Below are 23,167 nucleotides of genomic sequence, written 5' to 3'. Positions count from 1 at the left end.
TGTTGCTGATGGATTGGCGTGCCGATGCGCGCGACTTCTTGAGTGGACTTGAGCTGATTTCAGCGCGAAGTTCGCTTCGGGGCAGGACTCGTCAGGTCGTTGAAGAAGGAGAAAACATGTCGCAACTGCTCCATCCCGTCTCTCGCCGTGGTCTCCTAGCCGGGGCCGCCGCCACAGGGGCGCTGATCGTGCTTCATCCCTTCTCCGCCCGGGCGCAGGCCAACCAGGCGCATCTAAGGATCATGGAAACCACCGATATCCATGTGAACGTGCTGCCTTATGACTACTACGCCGACAAAGCCAATGACACGATGGGCCTGTCGCGCACGGCCTCCCTCATCGACGCGGTGCGCAAGGAAGCCGCCAATTCGATGCTGATCGACAATGGCGACCTTTTGCAGGGCAACCCGATGGGCGACTACATCGCCTATGAGAAGGGCCTGAAGGAGGGCGATCTCCATCCGATCATGAAAGGCATGAACCTGCTCGGCTACGAGTGTTCGACACTGGGCAATCACGAATTCAACTATGGCCTGTCCTTTTTGGACAAGGTGCTGGCCGGCGCCAATTTCCCGTTCGTCTGCGCCAACCTGATCCGGGGTACCGAGCTTGCCGCCAACCCGCGCGACGACAAGCTCTACCTCAAGCCTTACGTAATCCTGGACAAGAAGATCAAGGACGGGTCAGGCTCGGAACAGCCGATCAGGGTCGGCATCATCGGTTTCGTGCCGCCGCAGATCATGGTCTGGGACCTCAAGAACCTCGAAGGCAACGTCAAGACACGCGACATTGTCGAAGCGGCGAGGGCGTGGGTGCCGCGGATGAAGGAGGAGGGCGCCGACATCGTCATCGCGCTCTCGCATTCCGGCATCGACGTCAAGCAGGGTGACATGATGGAGAATGCCTCGTTCTTCGTCGCCGGCGTCGAAGGCATCGACGCGGTCTTCACCGGCCACCAGCATCTGGTCTTCCCCGGCAAGAAAGATTTCCAGGCGCTCGAGGGCGTCGACGCACAGAAGGGGACGCTGCAAGGCAAGCCCGCCGTCATGGGCGGGTTCTGGGGCTCACATATGGGCCTGATCGACCTGATGCTGGAGCGCGACGGGTCGAAGTGGAAAGTGGTCTCGGCGACATCGGAGGCACGGCCGATCTTCGAGCGTGTCGACAACAAGAACAAGCCGACCGTCCCGGACGACAAGCGCATCATCGCCGCTCTCGAGCAGGACCACCAGGCGACGCTCGCCTATGTGCGCCGCCCTGTCGGCAAGACGTCCGCGCCGCTCTATTCCTATTTCGCGCTGGTCGCTGACGACCCGTCGGTGCAGGTCGTCAGCCAGGCGCAAACCTGGTACCTGAAGGACATATTGAAAAGCACACAGTGGAAGGACGTGCCGTTGCTGTCGGCGGCGGCCCCGTTCAAAGCCGGTGGACGCAACGGCGCCGATTACTATACCGATGTGCCGGCGGGCGACATCGCCATCAAGAACGTCGCCGACCTCTACCTCTATCCCAACACGGTGCGCGCCGTGGAAATCACCGGGGCTCAGGTCAAGGAATGGCTGGAAATGTCGGCCGGCATCTTCAACAAGATCGAGGCGGGGAAGGCTGACCAGGTCCTGATCAACACTGATTTTCCGTCCTACAATTTCGACGTCATCGACGGCGTCACCTACAGGATAGATCTGTCGCAGCCGCCGAAATACGATGCCAAGGGCGGCATCGCCAATGCCGGTTCCAATCGCATTGTTGAGCTTATGTTCGACGGAAAACCGATTGATCCGGCAGCGAAATTCGTCGTCGCGACCAACAATTACCGGGCTGGCGGCGGTGGCAATTTCCCCGACATCAATGCCGCGAAGATCATCTACGAGGCGCCGGACACCAACCGGGACGTCATCGTCCGCTACATCGTCAGCCAGGACACCATCAACCCGTCGGCCGACGACAACTGGTCGTTTGCGCCGTTGCCGGGAACCAGCGTCGTCTTCGACACCGGCGTCAAGGCAAAGGACGTCATCGCCGATGTGAAGTCGCTGAAGATCGAACCTGCCGGCGAGGGCGAAGCTGGCTTTGCCCGATATCGCATCCTTCTCTGATCAGCTGTCAAAGCTGGATGCGGTCAGCCTTGGAGGCCGGCGGCACGAATCGCCCGGCATGACAAGATCCAGCGCATCGATGGAAATGCCGCCCGCAAAAGGAAGTCGACGTGCGTACCCAGCTACGCCTTGTAGACCACCTGGCGCACATCGATGTAGCTGGCTCGGAAGCCGGCTTCGCAATAGTGCAGGTAGAACTCCCAGAGTTTCTTGAAACGATCGTCGAAACCGAGCGGTACGATTTTCTCCCAGGACCCTCGAAAACGCTGGCGCCATTCGGCAAGTGTACGGGCATAGTCTTCGGGGAAAACGCGTTCGCGCAGATGAGCAAGGCCGTGCGCGGCGCCAAGTGATTTCAAGATGGACGGCGTCGGCAGCATGCCGCCCGGGAAGACGTAGCGCTGGATGAAATCCGGCCTTGCGCGATAGGTGTCGTAGGCGGCTTCGTTGATGGTGATGATCTGCAGTCCAGCCATGCCGCCGGGCTTCAGGCAGTCCTTCATCTTGGAGAAGAACACCGGCCAGTATTTCTCGCCGACCGCCTCGAACATCTCGATCGAGGCGATGCGATCGTAGGTGCCCGTTTCGTCGCGGTAATCCTGCAACTTGATGTCGACCTTTTCGTCAAGGCCGGCCTTGGCGATGCGCGCCTTGGCGAAGTCGTGCTGCTCGCGGCTGATGGTCAATCCGGTAACCCGGCAACCGATTTCGCGTGCCGCGAATTCGGCAAAGCCGCCCCAGCCGCAGCCTATCTCCAGCACATGATCCTTCCCGCCTATGCCGGTATCCCTGGCCAGCGCCTGGTATTTGGCGGCCTGGGCGCTCTCGAGATCGTTGACGCCATTCGCGTAAAGCGCCGAGGAATAGGTCATGCTCGGGTCAAGCCATTCCTTGTAGAAGGCGTTGCCGAGATCGTAGTGCGCGGAGATATTGCGCTTCGATCCCGCGCGTGTGTTCTCGTTGAACCAGTGACGGATGCGCTGGACTGTGTTGATGAGCCAGCTGGCGCCGCCGGCAACCCTCTCACCGAAGGCGGAGTTGACCACGAATAATTCCAGGAAGCTGGTGACGTCAGGGCTTTCCCAATCGCCGTCCATATAGGATTCGGCAACACCAATTGTGCCGCCGGAAAAGGCGCGGCCCGGCAGGCGCCAGTTCTTGAGCACCAGTTCGGCATCGGGCCCCGGCGCCTTTCCGCCGACGAGAACGGCGCGGCCGTCCGGCATCCAGACTTTCAGCGAGCCGCGCGGCAGGTTCATCGCCGCCGACAGCACCATGCGCGCCTTGGCCGGCAGGCCCTTGACGATCTCGGCGAAATTGAACTCGTCGAGCCTGACCGCGTCGCCCGGTGCTATGCCATGATGTTCCCCGTGTGTCATTCCAAGCCCCTGGATCTCCGTGGTGCCGGCGCGATCGCCGAGCCGCGGTTCTCTTGGTTCATCCGCCGGGTTCGAACGCCATTGCCTGGTCCCGGTAGCTTGCGGATCCGGCGACAGGCGGGCTCGAACGAAGCGCGCGCCCCTTAGCCAGAGCTTCAGCGCTTCCCGATGAATGCCTGCGCCAATCTTCCACGCCATGAGGCGGAACTTCAAGAGGCATGCCAAGAGCTGGACTGTGCCACGCGGGCGGCTGGCATCCGCCGCCTTGCGGCAGGCTGCTGCCCAAAATCGAAAACGTCTATGGCAGCCGCGGCGCTAGTGCGATAGCTTTAGCCATGCGTTATGTGATTGTCATTGCCGCCATCGCGTTCTTCCTGATCTGGGACGGTCTCTACAATCAGGGCCGGTATCTCGACGTCACGGTCAGGGAACTCTCCCATGTCGTGCGCTACGTCACCGGAAAAGCCTGATATCCCCTCTTGAGATAGCAGCCTGGCGCCTCATTTGAGGTGCTCACCGGTGTGAGACGAGGTCCAGCCCGATCGAGGCGCGTCGCAAGGACGCGTGGCGCCATGACCGGTTGACGCAAAGAGACCGCCGTCACAAAAGACACCGACATTTCAGATCGAGGAGGCGGGATTGATCCGGCATATCGTTTTCTTCAGCGCGCGCCGCAAGGAAGATGTGGAAGCAGTTCGCACCGGACTGCTGGCGCTTGGGGACATTCCTCATTCCAGTCTCTTCGAGGTCACGTTGAACACCAAGGTCGACCCGCTGTCGGATGAAGTGGATGTCGTCGTCTACGCGGAATTTGCCGATGACGCGGCGCTGGCAGCCTACAAGTCGCATCCGCTCTATGCGCAGACCACCAGCAAGGTCAAACCATTGCGCGAGCTGCGCTATTCCGCTGATGTCGTGGCTGGAAGCTGATCCCGTGCCGGGATAGCCTCATGTCAAGTCCAGTTGCGGCGGAAGGGAAAGTCCACGACTGTTTCAGGTGGTTGTTGCGGGGCCGCCGCCGGCGGCATTGCGATCAAGTCTTGAACCGATCTTCCGAATGATGCACATCGCGCTTCCATGACCTCGTCAGGCATTCATCCGCTCGATCATCTGGTTCTGCCGACGCAGAGCCTCGATGTGGCGCGTGCCCGGCTCAACGCCCTTGGCTTCGTCGTCGCTCCGACCGGCATCCATCCGTTTGGCACGGAAAACTGCTGCGTTTTCCTCGCCGATGGCACCTATCTGGAGCCGCTTGCGATCGGCCGTGAACAGGCTGCGACAGAGGCGGCTGCCGAGGGCAATGTCTTCGTTGCGCGCGATCGCCTCTATCGCGAAAGTCGTGGCAACGAGGGATTTTCCGCGGTGGTGCTTGGCACGGACAATGCCGATGACGACCATGAACGCTATGTCGAAGCGGGTCTGTCGGCGGGAGACAAGCTGAGCTTCTCCCGAGCCTTCACCGACACGGCGGGCAAAAGCGATACGGCGTCATTCAAGCTCGCCTTTGCCGCGGCTCCCGGCCAAACGGACGCATTTCTTTTTGCCTGTCAGCGCATCAACGCGCCGAGAGTAGACCGAGGAGCCTTGCAGGCTCACCCCAATGGGGTCGACGGAATTGTCGAGGTGGTTGCAATCAGCAGCGCTTCCGCCGAGCAGCATCGGCTGATTTCAGTGGCGGTCAATGATCAGGCCGCCGATGCGCACGACGGCGTCTTTCATCTGCCGAACGCGGCCTTGACCGTGCTGGAGGCCGCCGCTTTCACGGCGCGCTTCGGCATACCGGCCGGTACGCCATCAGAATTGCACTTCGCCGCCGTGGTTTTTTCGATCCGCGACATTGGCGCCACCGCAGGCCTGCTTGCGGCCAATGCCGTCCAGCACGATATGTCGGGCAATGACATCATCGTGCGGCCGGCATCCGGGCAGGGCGCGGCTTTCATCTTTCGGGAGATCCCATGAGCAACCCCCTGGCGCCCAATTCGTCGGTAACCGTCGGCAACGTCGTCTTCGACAATGCGGGACCCCTGGCGCTGATCGCCGGCCCTTGCCAGTTCGAATCGCGCCAGCATGCCTTCGACATGGCCGGCACGCTGAAGGAGCTGACCGGCAGGCTCGGCATCGGCCTCGTCTACAAGACGAGTTACGACAAGGCCAATCGCACCTCGCTGTCGGCGACGCGGGGTGCCGGCATGGATGCCGCGCTTCCCGTCTTCGACGAGTTGCGCAAGGAATTCTCGCTTCCCGTGCTGACCGATGTCCACACCGAGGAACAGTGCGCGATCGTGGCGCCGCATGTCGACGTGCTGCAGATTCCGGCCTTCCTGTCGCGCCAGACCGATATGCTGGTCGCAGCCGCGAGGACGGGCAAGGTCATCAATGTGAAGAAGGGGCAATTCCTCGCGCCCTGGGACATGAAGAACGTCGTCGCCAAGATCACCGGCTCGGGCAATGCCAATGTGCTGACCACCGAGCGCGGCGCTTCTTTCGGCTACAACACGCTGGTGTCGGATATGCGGGCGCTGCCTGTCATGGCCGAGATCGGCGCCCCGGTGATTTTCGATGCCACCCATTCGGTGCAGCAGCCGGGCGGGCAGGGCGGATCGTCTGGCGGGGAGCGCCACTTCGTCGAGACGCTGGCCCGCGCGGCTGTTGCCGTCGGTGTTGCCGGCGTCTTCATCGAGACCCACCAAGACCCCGACAATTCGACTTCCTCCGACGGTCCCAACATGCTGCCGCTAAAGGATATGCCGGCACTGCTGGAAAGGCTGATGGCCTTCGACAGGATTGCAAAGGGCTGAAAAGCCAATGTCTTGTAGCGGATAAGCCCCGGTTGTAGGCTCGTCCGGCAAATGAGCGCTTTGGCAGGAGGAAGCCAATGTCCGTCGCCCGCGTCACCGAAATCACCTCGTCGTCCAGGAAAAGCTTTCAAGACGCCATCGAGAAGGGAATTGCGCGCGCCGCGAAGACCCTGAAGAACGTCGAAGGCGCCTGGATCCAGGACCAGAAGATCGTCGTCGAGGATGGCAAGATCGCGGCCTATCGCGTCAATATGAAGGTGACTTTCATCCTCGCGGAGTGATTGGGCAGCCGCCAAAAAAGTCGGGAACTTTCGCCCGCGCCCCTCATTGTCAAAGTGCGGATTAACGACAACGAGGAGCAAACAATGACGACGCAAACAGGCCACACCGAAGCCATTGCCGCTTCGCGAGTCATCGGCACGACCGTCTACAACACCCAAGGCGACAGCATCGGCAGCATCGAGGACGTCATGCTCGACAAGACGTCGAACGGCATCATGTTCGCGGTGATTGGATTTGGCGGCTTTCTCGGCATTGGCGAGAAGTACCACGCCATCCCCTGGGCAAGCCTCGACTATGATGAGGCAAGGGGCGGCTATGTCATACCCTTCTCCAAGGAACAGCTGAAGGCAGCGCCTGCCCATTCCATCAACGAACTGGCCGGCGCGGATGGCGAGAGCGCGCGCGACGAGTCATACGAATACTATAAGGTCGCGCCCTACTGGCATTGACGCCACAATCGAAAAAGGGGGTCGTTTCCACGGCCCCCTTTTTGATTCAAATGCAACGCTACTCGCTGATGTGCAAATCCGGCAAAGACGCAATAGCCTTTGGCGGCGACTGCTGGTTGTCGCATGACGTCAGGAACGCCGCGGCGATCAGGAACAGACTGACAATACCGCTCAACTCAGACATGGCGAACCCCTCCTGTTTCGCCCCGCGATAACATTCCTAACCCGAAATGCGCGTCCGGTGGCATGACTTATGATGACAGGAAATTGCGCTTCGTGAATCGGGCGGGCGGCACTATTCGATCAGGCCCCGATTGCCTTTTGCGTCGCTTTGGCTAAGACGGGCGCGACGTTTTCTCCAGATCAATCGAGGACATCGCAATGACCGCCATCATCGACATTGTCGGGCGTGAAATCCTGGACAGCCGTGGAAACCCGACCGTCGAGGTCGATGTTGTTCTCGAAGATGGTTCGATGGGCCGCGCCGCGGTGCCGTCGGGTGCCTCCACCGGCGCCCACGAAGCCGTCGAGCTTCGCGACGGCGGCGCCCGCTACCTTGGCAAGGGCGTGCTCAGGGCCGTCGAGGCGGTCAATGGCGAATTGTTCGAGGCGATCGGCGGCATGGAAGCCGAAAACCAGATCCATATCGATCAGACCATGATTGAGCTTGATGGCACGCCCAACAAGAGCCGGCTCGGCGCCAACGCCATCTTGGGCGTTTCGCTGGCGGTCGCGAAGGCCGCGGCCGATGCAGCCGGGTTGCCGCTCTACCGCTATGTCGGCGGCACCAAGGCGCATGTCCTGCCCGTGCCGATGATGAACATCATCAATGGTGGCGCGCATGCCGACAATCCGATCGACTTCCAGGAATTCATGATCCTGCCGGTCGGTGCGCCGACGCTGCGCGAAGGCGTGCGCTGGGGCTCGGAAATCTTCCACACGCTGCGCAAGAAGCTGAAGGATGCCGGCCACAACACCAATGTCGGCGACGAGGGCGGCTTCGCCCCGAACCTGAAGAGCGCGCCGGTGGCGCTCGACTTCATCATGGAATCGATCGAGAAGGCCGGATTCAAACCAGGTGAAGAGATCGCGCTCGGCCTCGATTGCGCCGCGACCGAGTTCTTCAAGGACGGCAACTATGTCTATGAGGGCGAGAAGAAGACGCGCGATCCCAAGGCGCAAGCCAAGTACCTCGCCAAGCTCGCGGCCGACTATCCGATCATCTCGATCGAGGATGGCCTTGCCGAGGACGATTGGGAAGGCTGGAAGTACCTGACCGACCTGATCGGCAAGAAGACGCAGCTCGTTGGTGACGATCTCTTCGTCACCAACACGGCGCGCCTGCGCGACGGCATCCGCATGGGCGTCGCCAACTCGATCCTGGTCAAGGTCAACCAGATCGGCTCGCTGACCGAGACGCTGGATGCGGTCGAGACCGCGCACAAGGCTGCCTACACCGCCGTCATGTCGCACCGTTCGGGCGAAACCGAGGATTCGACCATCGCCGATCTCGCCGTCGCCACCAATTGCGGGCAGATCAAGACCGGCTCGCTGTCGCGCTCCGACCGCATGGCCAAATACAACCAGCTGATCCGCATCGAGGAAGAACTCGGCAAGCAGGCGCATTATGCCGGCAAGTCCGTGATCAAGGGCTGATCCGGCCGCACATCGTTGATACGGAGAGGGCGGGACATCCCGCCCTTTTTCATTTCAGGCCGGCATGGCGGTCTCCCGTAACCGTCCGTTAAGCACAATCAGGCGAAAAAGACTTCGAGCCGTTTGAGTTCGCGGCACGGGGAATCGGTTATGTGGACGCGTCAGCACAAGCAGAGAAACACCGGCCGGCTGATTATTCCCTCGCTGTGCGTGCTGTTCCTGGCTTATTTCGGCTTCCACGCCTATCACGGCGAATTCGGCATCAATTCGAAATACAAGCTTGAGGCCGAGACGGTTGCGTTGCAGGGTCAGCTCGATGCGATCAAGGCACGCAGGATGGAACTCGAGCGGCGCGTCAAGCTCATGCATGACGGCACGCTGGAGAAGGACATGCTCGACGAGCAGGTGCGCAAGGCACTCAATCTGTCGCAGGCCGACGAGATCACCATCATGCTGCCGGCTCCGGCGAAGTAACCAATTTCAGGTTAATCGCCAATATTTTCAATGATTTTAATTGCTTAGGCGCATGCCAGCTATGCAATTTCGACATGGCGGAACGCCTTTCTACGTGTTAGCCTCCCATAAATCGAAGGGGAGGGCGATCTCCCCGGAGCAGTTTGATCTTGCTCCAGTGTCCGCAAAGAGACGCCAACAGGGAGTGATGCATGGCCACCGCAGCCAGAAAAGCGCCTGCCAAATCGAAATCCGACGGCAAACCCGGTCTATCAGCACCCAAGCCTGTTGACTTCACCAAGGACGAAGAGCTTGCCGCCTACCGGCACATGCTGCTCATCCGCCGTTTCGAGGAGAAGGCCGGCCAGCTCTACGGCATGGGCTTCATTGGCGGTTTCTGTCACCTCTATATCGGCCAGGAAGCGGTCGTCACCGGCATGAAGATGGCGCTGATCGACGGCGATCAGATGATCACGGCCTATCGCGATCACGGCCACATGCTGGCGATGGAGCTGTCGCCGCGTGGCGTGATGGCCGAGCTGACCGGACGCCGCGGCGGCTTGTCCAGAGGCAAGGGCGGTTCCATGCACATGTTCTCCAAGGAGAAGCATTTCTATGGCGGTCACGGCATTGTCGGTGCGCAGGTGTCGCTTGGAACAGGTCTGGCCTTTGCCAACCGCTACCGCGACAACAACAATGTCTCGCTGACCTATTTCGGCGACGGCGCCGCCAACCAGGGCCAGGTCTACGAAAGCTTCAACATGGCCTCGCTGTGGAAGCTGCCGGTGATCTACATCATCGAGAACAACCGCTACGCCATGGGCACCTCGGTGTCGCGCTCTTCGGCGGAAACCAATTTTTCGCATCGTGGCGCGTCGTTCAAGATTCCGGGCATCCAGGTCGACGGCATGGATGTGCGTGCGGTGAAGGCGGCTGGCGATCTGGCTACCGAGTGGTGCCGTGCCGGCAACGGGCCGATCATTCTCGAAATGCAGACTTATCGCTATCGCGGCCACTCGATGTCCGACCCGGCGAAATATCGCTCCAAGGAAGAAGTCCAGAAGATGCGCTCCGATCATGATCCGATCGAGCAGGTCAAGGCGCGGCTCATCGAGAAGAAGTGGGCGACCGAGGACGAACTCAAAACCGTCGACAAGGAGGTTCGCGACATCGTCGCCGACGCCGCCGAATTTGCCCAGCACGACGCGGAGCCGGATCCGTCCGAGCTCTGGACCGATATCGTATTGTAAGGGAGGGCCAGGACATGCCTATCGAAATTCTCATGCCCGCCCTCTCGCCGACCATGGAAGAGGGCAATCTTTCCAAGTGGTTGAAGAACGAGGGCGACAAGGTCGTCGCCGGCGACGTCATTGCCGAGATCGAAACCGACAAGGCGACGATGGAAGTCGAAGCCGTCGACGAAGGTACGCTGGGCAAGATCCTGATCGCCGCCGGCACCGAAGGCGTCAAGGTCAACACGCCGATCGCCGTTCTGCTGCAGGATGGCGAAAGTTCTGGCGACATCGACAAGGCCTCCAAGGCGGCTCCCGCCTCGACGCAAGACGCGGTGTCAACTGGTGGGCAGCGCGCCGACGCGGCCGAGGAAGGCTCGCAACGGGCGCCGCAGGATGCTGGAGAGGCGCCGAAAGCCTCCGTCCCCGCCGCCCCGGTGGTCAACCTCGCTGCCGATCCGGACATTCCTGCCGGCACCGAAATGGTCTCGACCACGGTGCGCGAGGCGCTGCGTGATGCCATGGCCGAGGAAATGCGCCGCGACGGCGATGTCTTCGTCATGGGTGAGGAAGTCGCCGAATACCAGGGCGCCTACAAGATCACACAGGGCTTGCTGCAGGAATTTGGGCCGCGGCGCGTCGTCGACACGCCGATTACCGAGCATGGTTTTGCCGGCGTTGGTGTCGGCGCGGCGATGGCTGGGCTGAAGCCGATCGTCGAGTTCATGACCTTCAACTTCGCCATGCAGGCGATCGACCAGATCATCAACTCCGCCGCCAAGACGCTCTATATGTCGGGCGGCCAGATGGGCGCGCCGATCGTGTTCCGCGGGCCAAATGGCGCGGCGGCCCGCGTCGCGGCACAGCACTCGCAGTGCTATGCCGCCTGGTACAGCCACATTCCAGGCCTGAAGGTGGTGATGCCATACACGGCCGCCGACGCAAAGGGCTTGCTCAAGGCAGCGATCCGCGATCCGAACCCGGTCATCTTCCTCGAGAATGAAATCCTCTACGGCCAGTCCTTCGACGTTCCGAAGCTGGACGACTTCGTGCTGCCGATCGGCAAGGCGCGCATCCACAAGGCAGGCAAGGATGTCACCATCGTCTCCTTCGGCATCGGCATGACCTATGCGGTGAAGGCTGAAGCCGAGCTGCGCGGCATGGGCATCGACGCCGAGATCATCGACCTCAGGACTATCCGTCCGCTCGATCTCGACACCGTCATCGCCTCGGTCAAGAAGACCAACCGGCTGGTCGTGGTCGAAGAAGGCTACCCGCAGAATTCGGTTGGCGACCACATCGCCAACCAGGTCTCGCAGCGCGCCTTCGATTTCCTCGACGCACCGGTCATCACCATTGCCGGCAAGGACGTGCCGATGCCTTATGCGGCGAACCTCGAAAAACTGGCTTTGCCGAATGTCGGCGAGGTCATCGAGGCCGTCAAAGCCGTCGCATATCGCTGAACCGGGTGGGAGGACAATATGCCAATCAACATCACCATGCCGGCGCTCTCGCCCACTATGGAAGAGGGCAATCTTTCCAAGTGGCTGGTCAAGGAAGGCGACAAGGTTTCGCCCGGCGACGTGATCGCCGAGATCGAAACCGACAAGGCGACGATGGAGGTCGAAGCCGTCGATGAGGGCACGGTTGCCAAGCTCGTCGTGCCGGCCGGAACCGAAGGGGTCAAGGTCAACGCGCTGATCGCGGTGCTTGCGGCGGAAGGCGAAGATGCCGGCGCCGCGGCGAAAAGCGGCGGCGCCACACCGGCGAAAGCCGAAGCTCCGAAAGCGGATGCGCCTAAAGCCGAAGCGCCTAAAGCCGAAGCGCCGAATGCTGAAGCGCCAAAGGCCGAGGCCGAGGCCCCAAAGGCGCAGGCGGCTCCGGCCGCCAATGGCAACGCGGCTGGCGACCGCACCTTTGCATCGCCGCTTGCCCGCCGTATCGCCAAGGACGCCGGCGTCGACGTCTCTGCGGTCACCGGCACCGGCCCGCACGGCCGCGTGGTCAAGGCTGACGTAGATGCCGCGATTGCCGGTGGTGGCGCCAAGGCGGCACCGGCTGCCAAGGCTCCGGCCGGCGCGCCTGCCTCCGCCCCGGCGGTAAAGGCGATGTCGGACGAGCAGGTGCTGAAACTGTTCGAGGAAGGCTCCTACGAACTCGTCCCGCACGACAATATGCGCAAGACCATCGCGCGGCGCCTGGTCGAAGCAAAAACCACCATCCCGCATTTCTATCTGACGCTCGACTGCGAACTCGACGCGCTGCTGGCTTTACGCACTCAGCTCAATGCCGCGGCACCGGTGAAAAAGACCGACAAGGGTGAGGCGCCCGTCTACAAGCTGTCGGTCAACGACATGGTCATCAAGGCGATGGCGATGGCGCTGAAGGCGGTGCCGGATGCCAATGCCTCATGGACCGAGAGCGCCATGGTCAAGCACAAGCATGCCGATGTCGGCGTCGCCGTTTCGATCCCCGGTGGCCTGATCACGCCGATCATCCGGCATGCCGACGAAAAGACGCTGTCGGTCATCTCCAACGAGATGAAGGACCTGGCCAGCCGCGCCCGCAGCCGCAAGCTGAAGCCGGAGGAATATCAAGGCGGCACGACCGCCGTCTCCAATCTCGGCATGTTCGGCATCAAGGACTTTGCCGCCGTCATCAACCCGCCGCATGCGACGATCCTGGCGGTCGGCGCCGGCGAGGAGCGGGCGGTGGTCAGGAACGGTGAGATCAGAATAGCCACCGTGATGTCGGTGACGCTGTCAACCGACCATCGTGCGGTTGATGGCGCGCTGGGGGCCGAACTGCTGGTCGCCTTCAAGAAGCTGATCGAGAATCCGATGGGCATGCTGGTCTAGGAAAGGGAAAGGCTGTGCGGATATTCTTCACCAGCCTTTTCGCCTTTTTGATTTCCGGCTTGGCCGGCGGCCTTATCGCGCAATGGTTGGCTGTCGCCACCGGCGCCGAGGAAGAATACATCATCGTCTTCATGTTCTCGGTGCTGGTGACTTTTGTCGTCACCTTCATCTTCTTCGTTGCGCAATTGACGAACGATCCGGTCGCGGCCGTTGCCAGCGCAGGCAAGTGGACGCTGATTGCCTTTGTGGCGCTTCTCGTCCTGCTGGTCGCGCTGGTCCTCTACAGCGACAGCAGCGCCGCGGTGGTCAGGAAAGACATACCGATGGTTGCCGGTCTCGGTCTGCCGGGCCTGGTGACGATCGTCATCCATTGGTTGTTCGTACGCTGGCGCGTGAAGCGCGGCGTGGCCGACACAAAGGCAGGTTGAACGGATGAAGACGGTGCTTTGTTACGGCGACTCGCTGACCTGGGGCTACAATGCCGAGGGCGGCCGTCATGGGCTCGGGGATCGCTGGCCAAGCGTCCTGCAAGCAGGCCTCGGCGAAGGCGTTCAAGTCGTCGCGGAGGGGCTCAATGGCCGCACCACCGCCTTCGACGATCATCTGGCCGGAGCCGATCGCAACGGCGCGCGGCTGCTGCCGACAGTGTTGACGACGCATGCGCCGATCGACCTGATCGTCATCATGCTCGGTGCCAATGACATGAAGCCATGGATCCATGGCAACCCGGTTGCCGCCAAGCAAGGCATCCAGCGGCTGATCGATATCGTGCGTGGCCACGACTATCCGTTCGACTGGCCGGCACCGCAGATACTGATCGTTTCGCCGCCTCTTGTCAGCCGCACCGAAAATGCCGACTTCAGGGAGATGTTCGCCGGCGGCGATGAGGCCTCGAAGCAGCTTGCGCCGCAATACGCCGCACTCGCCGACGAGGTCGGCTGCGGCTTCTTCGACGCTGGCACGGTGGCGCAAACAACACCTCTCGATGGCGTCCACCTCGATGCCGAGAATACGCGAAACATTGGCGAGGCGCTGACGCCGGTCGTGCGCGTCATGCTGGAATTGTGATTGAAGGAGAAAACCCGTGGCTGAGAACTACGACGTCATCATCATCGGCTCCGGTCCCGGCGGCTATGTCACCGCGGTGCGCTCCGCCCAGCTCGGCTTCAAGACGGCGATCGTCGAGCGCGAGCATCTAGGCGGCATCTGTCTGAATTGGGGCTGTATTCCGACCAAGGCGCTGCTGCGGTCGGCCGAGATTATGCATTATTCCGATCATCTGAAGGATTACGGCCTGAAGCTCGATGGCGGCAAGATCAGTGCCGATACCGCTGCCGTCGTCGATCGGTCGCGAAAAGTGTCGCTCAGGCTCAATGGCGGCGTCGCCTTCCTGATGAAGAAGAACAAGGTCGACGTCATCTGGGGCGAGGCCAAACTATCCAAGCCCGGTGAGATCGTGGTTTCCAAGACGGCCAAGAAGCCGATGGAGCCGCAGCCGCCGGTGCCGAAAGGCGTCAAGGGCGAGGGCACCTACACCGCCAAGCACATCATCCTGGCGACCGGCGCCCGGCCGCGCGCTCTGCCCGGCATAGAGCCGGACGGCAAGCTGATCTGGACCTATTTCGAAGCCATGGTGCCGAAGGAGATGCCGAAGTCGCTGCTGGTGATGGGCTCAGGCGCCATCGGCATCGAATTCGCCTCCTTCTATCGCACAATGGGCGCCGACGTCACGGTCGTCGAGCTGCTGCCGGCGGTGATGCCGGTCGAGGATGCAGAGGTCTCGAAATTCGCGCAAAAGCAGTTCGAGAAGCAAGGCATGAAGATCATCCTCGAGGCCAAGGTGACCAAAGTCGAGAAGGGGGCGAACTCGATTACCGCGCATGTCGAGATGAAGGACGGCAAGGTCGAGAAGATCACCGCCGACCGTATGATCTCGGCCGTTGGCGTCCAGGGCAATATCGAGAACCTCGGACTTGAAGCACTTGGTGTTAAGACCGAGCGCGGTTGCGTGGTCATCGACGGGTATGGCAAGACCAATGTGCCTGGCATCTACGCCATCGGCGATGTCGCCGGTCCGCCCATGCTTGCTCACAAGGCCGAGCACGAGGGCGTCGTGTGCGTCGAGAAGATCGCGAACTTCCCCGGTGTTCATGCCACGGACAAGCTCAAGATCCCTGGTTGCACCTACTGCAATCCGCAGGTCGCCTCGGTTGGACTGACGGAAGCAAAAGCCAAGGCCGAGGGCAAGGATATCCGCGTCGGCCGCTTCCAGTTCGGGGCCAACGGCAAGGCCATCGCGCTTGGCGAAGACCAAGGCTTCATCAAGACCATCTTCGACAAGAAGACCGGTCAGTTGCTCGGCGCACATATGGTCGGCGCCGAAGTTACGGAACTGATCCAGGGTTTTGTCGTGGCGATGAACCTCGAAACCACCGAGGAAGAGCTGATGCACACCATCTTCCCGCATCCGACGCTGTCCGAGATGATGAAGGAAAGCGTGCTCGACGCCTATGGCCGCGCCTTGAACGCATGATAGATTCCCCGCAGGAGACTCAGCTGTCAAAGCGGTGGGATCTCGACGGCGAGGCAGTTCGTTTCCGAATGCATTTTTACTGGCGCAAGGAGAAGGCATATGCACTTGAACGGCGTGGGCTGGATCGCAGCAATCATTATCGGCGGCCTGGCAGGCTGGTTGGCCGAAATGGTCATGAAGAGCAACACCGGCATATTCATGAACATTATCATGGGCATCGTTGGCGCGGTGGTGCTGAACGCAGTCTTGCAGGCGCTCAACATCGGCGTGTTCGGCGTCGGCTGGACCGCCTATCTGATCACCGGCTTCATCGGTGCCTGCCTGCTGATCTGGGTAGGTCGCCTGTTGCGCCGTTAGTCGATATCGTTTTCGGCTATGCGAAAACGGTTGTAGCGGCATGCGCCGCTGCAGCCTTTTTCTTTGTCCCGAAAAGTCCTAGATGACGTTAAGGTGACGATCGCCGACGGGCGGTCGCAAGAAAGGCCAGGGTTCAGATGGTCACTGTCCTCGACACGATCGCCAACGCGCCGCGGCTGCGGCATCCCGAGAAGGCCCACAAGCCCGACCAGGAGGTATTGCGCAAGCCGGACTGGATCCGCGTCAAGGCGCCGGTGTCGAAGGGATATGCCGAGACACGGGAGATCGTGAAATCGCACAAGCTGGTGACGGTATGCGAAGAGGCCGGTTGCCCGAACATCGGTGAGTGCTGGGAAAAGAAGCACGCCACCTTCATGATCATGGGCGAGATATGCACGCGCGCCTGCGCCTTCTGCAATGTCGCCACTGGCATCCCGACCGCACTCGACTCCGACGAGCCCGCGCGTGTCGCGCATGCCGTCAAGCAAATGGGCCTCAGCCACGTCGTCATCACCTCCGTTGACCGCGACGATCTCGACGATGGCGGTGCGCAGCACTTCGCCGATGTCATCCGTGCGATCCGGGCGGCAACGCCTCTGACGACGATCGAAATCCTGACGCCCGATTTCCTGCGCAAGGAAGGCGCACTGGAGATCGTCGTGGCGGCCCGGCCCGACGTCTTCAACCACAACCTCGAAACCGTGCCGTCGAATTATCTTAAGGTCCGGCCGGGCGCCCGCTATTTCCACTCGATCCGGCTGCTGCAGCGGGTCAAGGAACTCGATCCGTCGATTTTCACCAAGTCCGGCATCATGGTCGGCCTTGGCGAGGAGCGGAACGAAATCCTGCAATTAATGGACGATCTGCGTTCGGCCAATGTCGACTTCATGACCATCGGCCAATACCTGCAGCCGTCGAAGAAGCACCACCCGGTGATCCGCTTCGTCACGCCGGAGGAATTCAAGTCCTTCGAGACGATCGGCAAGACCAAGGGTTTCCTGCTGGTGGCATCGAGCCCGCTGACACGCTCTTCGCACCATGCCGGCGACGATTTCGCCCGGCTGCGCGCCGCGCGCGAAGCGCAGCTCCAGAAATTGATCTAACGCCGGTTTCATGCCGAAATTCGAAGCCACCCGACGCGTCGCCCACACGCCTGAGCAGATGTTCGCGCTGGTCGCCGACATCGAAACTTACCCGCAATTCCTGCCGCTTTGCGAAGCGTTGGCGGTCCGCTCGCGCAAGGAGCGTGACGGCCGCACCATCCTCGTGGCCGACATGAGCATCGGCTATAAGGCGATCCGGGAGACTTTCACGACGCAGGTGCTGCTCAAGCCCGACGAACATGCCATCGACGTGAAGTATATCGACGGCCCGTTCAAATATCTGAGCAATGTCTGGCGGTTCGAGCCGGATGGTGCCGGCTGTGCCGTGCGCTTCTTCATCGACTATGAATTCAAGAGCCGCATCCTGGGTGCGCTGATGGGCACGATGTTCGATCGTGCCTTCCGCATGTTCGCCGAAGCTTTTGAAAAGCGCGCCGACATCATCTACGGCAAGAAACCGGCGGCCTGACTCTCGACAAGCGCCTGCAAGCCGATCTCAAGTGCATGATGGACCGTTTCCCGGCGGATGAAGTCACGGCCATTGTCGGCAAACAGCTTGCGTTCAGCCGTCACGGGTCGGCCGTTCACCGCAACGCCAAACCAGACCAGCCCGACCGGCTTTTCCCTGGAACCGCCACCCGGACCGGCAATGCCGGTGACAGCCAGCGCCAGCCCGGCACGCGAACGGGCGAGCGCTCCAGCGGCCATCTCGATGGCTGCCTCGCGGGAGACCGCACCATGCACGTCGAGCGTGGCGGCGCGAACACCGAGCATGTCCATCTTGGCTTCATTGGAATAGGTGATGAAGCCGCGATCGACCACGGCGGAAGAACCGGCAATGTCGGTCAGCGCGGCGATGATCATCCCGCCGGTACAGCTTTCCGCGGTCGCCAGCATGATGCCGCGCTCCCGGCACGCCTCAAACAGGGCGATTGCCAGTTCGCTGTTGGTCATTCCGGAACCTCGCCTGGAAACACCACACTGGCGGTGGCGATCGCCGCGATACCTTCCTCGCGGCCGACAAAGCCGAGCTTCTCGTTGGTTGTCGCCTTGACCGAGATGCGGTCGGCGGAAATGCCCAGCATCTGCGAAAGGACTGATGTCATCGCCTCGCGGTGCGGGCCGACGCGCGGCGCCTCGCAGATCAGCGTGATATCGGCATTGGCGATGCGTCCGCCGCGCTCGCGCACCAGTCTTGCCGCATGTTCGACGAATATCCGCGATGCAGCGCCTTTCCACTGCGGATCGGATGGAGGAAAGTGCGTGCCGATATCGCCGGCCCCGCAGGTCGCCAGCAGCGCGTCGGTCAGGGCGTGCAGGCCGACATCCGCGTCGGAATGGCCCGACAGTTTCCTGTCATGCGGGATGGCGACGCCACAAAGCGTAACATGGTCGCCGGGCTCGAAGGCGTGGACATCGTAGCCATTGCCGGTGCGGATGTCGGGAAAGTGTGTCCGCTCGCTAGAAAGTCGCTGGTGCGCCATGGCGATATCCCGTGCCCATGTGAGTTTGACATTGTCGGGCGATCCAGGAACGAGCTTCACCGGCATTTGCATCCATTCGGCGATCGACGCGTCGTCTGTAAAGTCGGATTTGCCGCTGTCATAGGCTTGCTCATGCATCGTCATGATCGCGAGGAAGGGAAAGCCTTGCGGCGTTTGCGCCGCGTGCAGCCCGCTCCGTGGCACCGTTTCGCCGACCATGCCGGTCGCCGATTCGCGTTTCAGTGTGTCGGCGACCGGCAGGGCGGGAAGCGCGCCTTCACGTTCGCCGATGGCCGCGATGGTGCGGTCGATCAGATCCATGTCGACAAAGGGGCGCGCGGCGTCGTGGATGAGGACCTTGTCCGGCGCGTAGCTTCTCAGCGCCTGTAGCCCGAGCCGAACCGAATCCTGCCTGGTGGCGCCTCCGGCAATTGCCGTTACCCGATCCGCATCGGTTCCGACCGCTTGCTGAAAAAGCTCGCGGTCTTCGGCATGGATGGCCACGACGACCCGGCCGATGAGCGGGTGCGCCAGAAAAATGTCTATGACACGAGCGATGACGGCGCGTCCGCCAATTCGTTGATATTGCTTAGGACCATCGGCTTGTCCGGCGCGCGCGCCGCGACCGGCCGCGACGATAACCACCGCGACTTTGCCACCCGGATCCGGAGCCTGATTTTCGGTTGCGCCAGTCATGCAGTCCGGTCCTAGTCGCGGCCAAGGCCGAAGGCCAGCATTTTCCCAATTGCGCCTTAATGTGGCGTCATTCCGCGTTGCACATTTCTCTCGATCTGGCTAGAGAATGTGCAACGAATGGACGTGCTTGGTTTTTGTGCATGGTTAACTTGACCGGATTGGCCCAGTCTCTCGACGTCGGCGGCGTCAGAATACGCAACCGCGTCTTCCTCGCGCCAATGTCGGGGATCACGGACGAGGCGTTCAGGCAGCGCGCCCATGGGCATGGCGCAGGCCTGGTCGTGTCCGAAATGGTGGCCAGCGGCGAGCTCGCCAAGGGCAGGGCGGGTTGTGGCCTGCGGATACGCCATTCCGGACTGCCCGTCCATATGGTGCAGCTTGCCGGGCGCGAGGCCAAGCATATGGCCGAAGGCGCGCGGATCGCCGCCGGCGAGGGCGCCGACATCATCGACATCAACATGGGCTGCCCGGCCAAGAAGGTCACCGGTGGCTATGCGGGTTCGGCATTGATGCTGGATCTCGACCACGCGCTCTCGCTGATCGAGGCCGTGGTAGGCGTGGTCCAGGTGCCGGTGACGGTCAAGATGCGGCTGGGTTGGGACGAAGGCGTGCTCAACGCTCCTATCCTGGCGCGCCGGGCCGAGCAGGCGGGCGTCAGGATGGTCACGGTCCACGGCCGCACACGCTGCCAGTTCTACCAGGGCAAGGCGGACTGGCGCGCCATCGCTCGCGTCAAGGAGGCTGTTTCCATTCCGGTCGTCGCCAATGGCGATGTCTGCTCCCCAAGCGAGGCAGTCGCCGTTCTCGAACAGTCCGGCGCCGACGCGTTGATGGTCGGCCGCGCCCATTATGGCGCGCCGTGGGTCGCCGGCGGCATCGCTGCGGCTGCCACCGGGACATTTTCGCCGGGCATTCCCGAGACCCCGCAAGCGCTTACCGACTATGTTGCCGCCCACTACGAGGACATGCTGGCGCTTTACGGCATCGAGAGCGGCCTGCGCCAAGCGCGCAAGCATCTGGGCTGGTATCTCGACCGACATGCCGAGGGTGTCGCTGGCGAGAGTAGGAAAGCGATATTGACCGCGTCCGAACCGGCCCGCGTCATTGCCTTGCTGCGTGACGTGTTTTCGCGCGATCCGCAAACCTTGAACCTGCGGAGCGCCGCATGACCGCAACCCCTGGCCAAGGCGTTGAAATGGCGGATGCTGCCCAGATCGTGCTAAACACGATCCGCCGCCCGGTGATCATGATCAGCGAGGAAGGCTTCATCACCTTCGCCAATGCCGATGCCGAGGACTTCTTTCGCTCCAGCGCGACCATGCTGGCGCGCAACACCCTGTCCAAGCTCATACCCTTCGGCAGTCCGCTGCTGACACTGGTCGACCAGGTGCGCGAGCGCCGCGCGCCCGTCAACGAATATCGGGTCGACGTTTCGTCGCCGCGCCTCGGCATCGAAAAGGTCGTCGATCTCTATGTCGCGCCGGTGCCGGAGTTTCCGGGCTCCGTCGTGGTCATGTTCCAGGAGCGGTCGATGGCCGACAAGATCGACCGGCAAATGACGCATCGCGGCGCGGCGCGCTCGGTGACCGGTCTGGCGGCGATGCTGGCGCATGAGATCAAGAACCCGCTCTCCGGCATCAGGGGGGCGGCTCAGCTGCTCGAGCTGTCCGCTTCCGATGAGGATCGCGCGCTGACGCGGCTGATCACCGACGAGACGGACCGTATCGTATCGCTGGTCGACCGCATGGAGGTGTTTTCCGACGAGCGGCCGATCGACCGCTATCCCGTTAACATCCATGTGGTGCTCGATCATGTGAAAGCGATCGCAAAGAACGGCTTCGCTAGGAAAATCAAGATTTTGGAGGACTATGATCCGTCATTGCCTCCGGTATTTGCCAATCGCGACCAGCTGATCCAGGTGTTCCTCAACCTGATCAAGAACGCCGCCGAGGCAATCGGCAGCGACCCCCAGGGCGAGATCGTGCTGTCCACCGCCTTCCGGCCCGGTATTCGCGTTTCGGTTCCGGGGACGCAGGACCGCGTGTCGCTGCCGCTGGAGTTCTGCGTGCGCGACAATGGTTCCGGCGTGTCGGAGGATATCCTGCCAATCCTGTTCGATCCCTTCATCACCACCAAGCCGAACGGCTCGGGGCTCGGGCTGGCGCTGGTCGCCAAGATCGTCGGTGAACATGGCGGCATCATCGAATGCGATTCGACGCCGCGCGCGACAACATTCCGGGTCCTGATGCCGGCCTGGAAGGAAACGGCGCTTGGCGCTGATCAAGACGGTGAAGGAGGCCGCAAATGACCGTTCGCGGCAATATTCTAGTCGCCGACGACGATGCTGCGATCCGCACCGTTCTCAATCAGGCCCTGTCGCGTGTCGGTCACGAGGTGCGCGTCACCTCCAACGCGTCGACCCTGTGGCGCTGGGTCGCGGCCGGCGAGGGTGATCTCGTCATCACCGACGTCGTGATGCCGGACGAGAACGCTTTCGACATGCTGCCGCGCATCAAGAAGGCGCGGCCGGACCTGCCTGTCATCGTCATGAGCGCCCAGAATACCTTCATGACGGCGATCCGCGCTTCCGAAACGGGCGCCTATGAATATCTGCCGAAGCCTTTCGATCTGACCGAACTCCTCAACATCGTCAACCGCGCTTTGTCCGAGCCCCGGCGGCCGAAGATCGATGCCAGGCAAGAAGAGCCGCCCGAAACGATGCCGCTGGTCGGCCGTTCGGCGGCCATGCAGGACATCTACCGCATGCTGGCGCGCATGATGCAGACCGACCTGACGGTGATGATTTCGGGCGAATCGGGCACCGGCAAGGAACTGGTGGCACGAGCGCTGCATGAATATGGGCGCCGTCGTGGCGGCCCGTTCGTTGCCATCAACATGGCGGCTATCCCGCGCGACCTTATTGAATCGGAACTGTTCGGTCACGAGAAGGGCGCCTTCACCGGCGCGCAGAGCCGCTCGACTGGCCGTTTCGAGCAGGCGGAGGGCGGCACGCTGTTCCTTGACGAGATCGGCGACATGCCGATGGAGGCGCAGACGCGCTTGCTGCGCGTCCTGCAGCAGGGCGAGTACACGACTGTCGGCGGCCGCACGCCGATCAAGACCGATGTGCGCATTGTCGCCGCCACCAACAAGGACCTGCGTACGCTGATCAACCAGGGCCTCTTCCGCGAGGATCTTTTCTACCGTCTCAATGTCGTGCCGCTCAGGTTGCCGGCCCTGCGCGAACGCTCCGAGGATGTGCCCGATCTGGTGCGCCATTTCTTCAAGCTCGGCGAAATGGAGGGGCTGCAGACCAAGCGCATCTCTTCCGGCGGCATCGAACTGATGAAGCGCTATCCCTGGCCAGGCAATGTGCGCGAGCTGGAAAACCTGGTCCGCAGGCTCGCCGCGCTTTATTCGCAGGACGAGATTTCCGCCGAGATCATCGAGACGGAGCTCAAGACGGGCGAACGCCCCGTGGTACCGGGTGGCGGCAACCTCATTCCCGACGATCTTTCCATCGGGCAGGCGGTGGAGCACTTCCTGCAGCGCTATTTCGCCTCCTTTGCGGGCGAATTGCCGCCTGCCGGTCTGTACGAGCGTATCTTGTCCGAAGTCGAATATCCGTTGGTGCTGGCTTCGATGACGGCAACCCGCGGCAACCAGATCAAGGCCGCGGAGCTCCTGGGACTCAACCGCAACACCCTGCGCAAGAAGATTCGCGAATTGGGCGTCAACGTTTACAAGTCCTCCCGCCAGACCTGAGCCCGCGCTGCATACAGGATCTTTTC

At 61.7% G+C, this 23,167-nt stretch carries 25 protein-coding genes; 21 read left to right on the top strand and 4 right to left on the bottom strand.

Annotated features, from left to right (window positions below):
* Positions 1-116 precede the first annotated feature (116 nt).
* A complete protein-coding gene (locus LB555_RS27245; protein ID WP_015317945.1) occupies positions 117-2,096 on the top strand; it encodes a bifunctional 2',3'-cyclic-nucleotide 2'-phosphodiesterase/3'-nucleotidase in 1,980 nt (659 codons plus the stop codon).
* Positions 2,097-2,218: 122 nt separating this feature from the next.
* On the opposite strand, the gene LB555_RS27240 is transcribed toward LB555_RS27245, so the two are convergent.
* Positions 2,219-3,475 (bottom strand): SAM-dependent methyltransferase, encoded by a 1,257-nt coding sequence (locus LB555_RS27240; protein WP_015317944.1) that lies wholly within the window; start codon positions 3,473-3,475, stop codon positions 2,219-2,221.
* A 335-nt stretch (positions 3,476-3,810) separates the two neighbouring features.
* Between LB555_RS27240 and LB555_RS29365 the strand changes: the two genes are divergently transcribed.
* The 6 genes from LB555_RS29365 (at position 3,811) to LB555_RS27215 (ending at position 7,004) form a co-directional block, all read left to right on the top strand.
* Positions 3,811-3,945 carry a hypothetical protein gene (locus LB555_RS29365; protein WP_023773660.1) on the top strand — a complete coding sequence of 45 codons (135 nt, stop codon included), beginning with the start codon at positions 3,811-3,813 and terminating at the stop codon, positions 3,943-3,945.
* A 169-nt stretch (positions 3,946-4,114) separates the two neighbouring features.
* Positions 4,115-4,405, top strand: a complete 291-nt coding sequence (locus tag LB555_RS27235) for a Dabb family protein (protein WP_015317942.1) — start codon at positions 4,115-4,117, stop codon at positions 4,403-4,405.
* Between the two features lie 147 nt (positions 4,406-4,552).
* Positions 4,553-5,434 (top strand): VOC family protein, encoded by an 882-nt coding sequence (locus tag LB555_RS27230; RefSeq protein WP_015317941.1) that lies wholly within the window; start codon positions 4,553-4,555, stop codon positions 5,432-5,434.
* Entirely contained in the window at positions 5,431-6,273 is an 843-nt protein-coding gene (gene kdsA / locus LB555_RS27225) for a 3-deoxy-8-phosphooctulonate synthase (protein WP_015317940.1), read from the top strand. Before LB555_RS27230 ends, kdsA begins: the two co-directional genes overlap by 4 nt.
* Before the next feature lie 77 nt (positions 6,274-6,350).
* Positions 6,351-6,554: a dodecin family protein gene (locus LB555_RS27220; RefSeq protein WP_015317939.1), complete on the top strand. Its 204-nt coding sequence runs from the start codon at positions 6,351-6,353 to the stop codon at positions 6,552-6,554.
* A gap of 84 nt (positions 6,555-6,638) precedes the next feature.
* A complete protein-coding gene (locus tag LB555_RS27215; protein ID WP_015317938.1) occupies positions 6,639-7,004 on the top strand; it encodes a PRC-barrel domain-containing protein in 366 nt (121 codons plus the stop codon).
* A gap of 58 nt (positions 7,005-7,062) precedes the next feature.
* Here LB555_RS27215 and LB555_RS29360 read toward each other — a convergent pair whose 3' ends face one another.
* The gene (locus LB555_RS29360) at positions 7,063-7,188 is read right to left on the bottom strand and encodes a hypothetical protein (RefSeq protein ID WP_015317937.1); all 126 of its coding nucleotides are present in this window, start codon (positions 7,186-7,188) and stop codon (positions 7,063-7,065) included.
* Positions 7,189-7,385: 197 nt separating this feature from the next.
* On the opposite strand from LB555_RS29360, the gene eno reads away from it, so the two are divergent.
* The 11 genes from eno (at position 7,386) to LB555_RS27160 (ending at position 17,665) form a co-directional block, all read left to right on the top strand.
* Positions 7,386-8,660: a phosphopyruvate hydratase gene (eno, locus tag LB555_RS27210; protein ID WP_015317936.1), complete on the top strand. Its 1,275-nt coding sequence runs from the start codon at positions 7,386-7,388 to the stop codon at positions 8,658-8,660.
* Between the two features lie 150 nt (positions 8,661-8,810).
* On the top strand, positions 8,811-9,134 hold the full coding sequence (locus LB555_RS27205) for an FtsB family cell division protein (RefSeq protein WP_015317935.1): 324 nt from the start codon (positions 8,811-8,813) through the stop codon (positions 9,132-9,134).
* 191 nt (positions 9,135-9,325) lie between these two features.
* Complete coding sequence (pdhA, locus tag LB555_RS27200; RefSeq protein WP_015317934.1) at positions 9,326-10,363, top strand: pyruvate dehydrogenase (acetyl-transferring) E1 component subunit alpha; 1,038 nt, start codon at positions 9,326-9,328, stop codon at positions 10,361-10,363.
* A 14-nt stretch (positions 10,364-10,377) separates the two neighbouring features.
* Positions 10,378-11,808, top strand: coding sequence for a pyruvate dehydrogenase complex E1 component subunit beta (locus tag LB555_RS27195; RefSeq protein ID WP_015317933.1), 1,431 nt, complete (start codon positions 10,378-10,380; stop codon positions 11,806-11,808).
* 18 nt (positions 11,809-11,826) lie between these two features.
* The gene (locus tag LB555_RS27190) at positions 11,827-13,203 is read left to right on the top strand and encodes a pyruvate dehydrogenase complex dihydrolipoamide acetyltransferase (protein ID WP_224684188.1); all 1,377 of its coding nucleotides are present in this window, start codon (positions 11,827-11,829) and stop codon (positions 13,201-13,203) included.
* A 14-nt stretch (positions 13,204-13,217) separates the two neighbouring features.
* Positions 13,218-13,631 (top strand): hypothetical protein, encoded by a 414-nt coding sequence (locus LB555_RS27185; protein ID WP_015317931.1) that lies wholly within the window; start codon positions 13,218-13,220, stop codon positions 13,629-13,631.
* A 4-nt stretch (positions 13,632-13,635) separates the two neighbouring features.
* The gene (locus LB555_RS27180) at positions 13,636-14,271 is read left to right on the top strand and encodes an SGNH/GDSL hydrolase family protein (RefSeq protein ID WP_015317930.1); all 636 of its coding nucleotides are present in this window, start codon (positions 13,636-13,638) and stop codon (positions 14,269-14,271) included.
* Between the two features lie 16 nt (positions 14,272-14,287).
* Positions 14,288-15,736 carry a dihydrolipoyl dehydrogenase gene (gene lpdA, locus LB555_RS27175; protein WP_015317929.1) on the top strand — a complete coding sequence of 483 codons (1,449 nt, stop codon included), beginning with the start codon at positions 14,288-14,290 and terminating at the stop codon, positions 15,734-15,736.
* Between the two features lie 99 nt (positions 15,737-15,835).
* Positions 15,836-16,093: a GlsB/YeaQ/YmgE family stress response membrane protein gene (locus LB555_RS27170; protein WP_015317928.1), complete on the top strand. Its 258-nt coding sequence runs from the start codon at positions 15,836-15,838 to the stop codon at positions 16,091-16,093.
* 137 nt (positions 16,094-16,230) lie between these two features.
* Entirely contained in the window at positions 16,231-17,196 is a 966-nt protein-coding gene (gene lipA / locus LB555_RS27165; protein ID WP_015317927.1) for a lipoyl synthase, read from the top strand.
* A 10-nt stretch (positions 17,197-17,206) separates the two neighbouring features.
* Positions 17,207-17,665 (top strand): type II toxin-antitoxin system RatA family toxin, encoded by a 459-nt coding sequence (locus LB555_RS27160; RefSeq protein WP_015317926.1) that lies wholly within the window; start codon positions 17,207-17,209, stop codon positions 17,663-17,665.
* Here the strand turns inward: LB555_RS27160 and LB555_RS27155 are convergent.
* Both LB555_RS27155 and LB555_RS27150 read right to left on the bottom strand, forming a co-directional pair.
* On the bottom strand, positions 17,641-18,150 hold the full coding sequence (locus LB555_RS27155; protein ID WP_224684187.1) for a CinA family protein: 510 nt from the start codon (positions 18,148-18,150) through the stop codon (positions 17,641-17,643). The genes LB555_RS27160 and LB555_RS27155 overlap by 25 nt on opposite strands.
* Entirely contained in the window at positions 18,147-19,376 is a 1,230-nt protein-coding gene (locus LB555_RS27150; protein ID WP_015317924.1) for a bifunctional 2-C-methyl-D-erythritol 4-phosphate cytidylyltransferase/2-C-methyl-D-erythritol 2,4-cyclodiphosphate synthase, read from the bottom strand. The genes LB555_RS27155 and LB555_RS27150 overlap by 4 nt, the downstream gene beginning before the upstream one ends.
* A 140-nt stretch (positions 19,377-19,516) precedes the next feature.
* Between LB555_RS27150 and dusB the strand changes: the two genes are divergently transcribed.
* From dusB to ntrC, 3 genes are read left to right on the top strand one after another with little or no spacing between them, the layout of a single operon-like run.
* The gene (gene dusB, locus LB555_RS27145; protein WP_015317923.1) at positions 19,517-20,545 is read left to right on the top strand and encodes a tRNA dihydrouridine synthase DusB; all 1,029 of its coding nucleotides are present in this window, start codon (positions 19,517-19,519) and stop codon (positions 20,543-20,545) included.
* Positions 20,542-21,684 (top strand): two-component system sensor histidine kinase NtrB, encoded by a 1,143-nt coding sequence (locus tag LB555_RS27140; RefSeq protein WP_015317922.1) that lies wholly within the window; start codon positions 20,542-20,544, stop codon positions 21,682-21,684. Before dusB ends, LB555_RS27140 begins: the two co-directional genes overlap by 4 nt.
* The gene (gene ntrC / locus LB555_RS27135) at positions 21,681-23,141 is read left to right on the top strand and encodes a nitrogen regulation protein NR(I) (RefSeq protein WP_015317921.1); all 1,461 of its coding nucleotides are present in this window, start codon (positions 21,681-21,683) and stop codon (positions 23,139-23,141) included. Before LB555_RS27140 ends, ntrC begins: the two co-directional genes overlap by 4 nt.
* Positions 23,142-23,167 lie beyond the last annotated feature (26 nt).

Source organism: Mesorhizobium sp. BR-1-1-10, assembly GCF_020165595.1.
Lineage (GTDB): Bacteria > Pseudomonadota > Alphaproteobacteria > Rhizobiales > Rhizobiaceae > Mesorhizobium > Mesorhizobium australicum.
The sequence above is the reverse complement of the archived record's forward strand: the minus strand, read 5'-3'. Positions and strand labels throughout refer to the sequence as shown.